Source organism: Pararcticibacter amylolyticus (assembly GCF_003130405.1).
GTDB classification, from domain to species: domain Bacteria; phylum Bacteroidota; class Bacteroidia; order Sphingobacteriales; family Sphingobacteriaceae; genus Arcticibacter; species Arcticibacter amylolyticus.
This window is the reverse complement of the sequence record NZ_QEAS01000034.1, coordinates 1-493: the sequence shown is the minus strand read 5'-3', so window position 1 is coordinate 493 and position 493 is coordinate 1. Positions and strand designations below refer to the sequence as shown.

Sequence of the window (493 nt, the reverse complement as noted above, 5' to 3'; positions counted from 1 at the left end):
TTGTTTAAACCGGATTTTCCTTTTTATATTTGCAGGACAGAAATGGCAAAAGCAGAATCAGCAGAAATATCGACAGAAGAAAAGATCAGGCAGGCTGCGCATAAAGTCTTTACCAGGAAAGGCTATGCTGCAACCAGAACCCGGGACATTGCAGAAGAAGCGGGTATAAACCTGGCCTTGCTGAATTATTATTTTCGCAGCAAGGAGAAGCTTTTTGCAAAGATCATGACAGACAGTCTCCAGCATTTCATGACAGGCATTAAAGCAGTACTGAATGATGAGACTACTTCCCTGGAAGAGAAAATTGAGCGCATTGTTATCAACTATACAGATATGTTCATGGATGAGCCCGACCTTCCCTTGTTTATTATGAGTGAAGTCAGAACAGATCCCGACAGGCTTCTCACCCGCATGAATATCAAGGACTTTATTTTTTCCTCTCATTTTATGAAGCAATATCAGCAATATGCGAAAGATCATAACAAGACGCCTA

At 41.2% G+C, this 493-nt stretch carries 1 protein-coding gene; it reads left to right on the top strand.

Annotated features, from left to right (window positions below):
- Positions 1 to 42: 42 nt before the first annotated feature.
- The coding region (locus DDR33_RS23845) for a TetR/AcrR family transcriptional regulator (RefSeq protein ID WP_109418318.1) at positions 43 to 493 on the top strand (451 nt) is incomplete at its 3' end.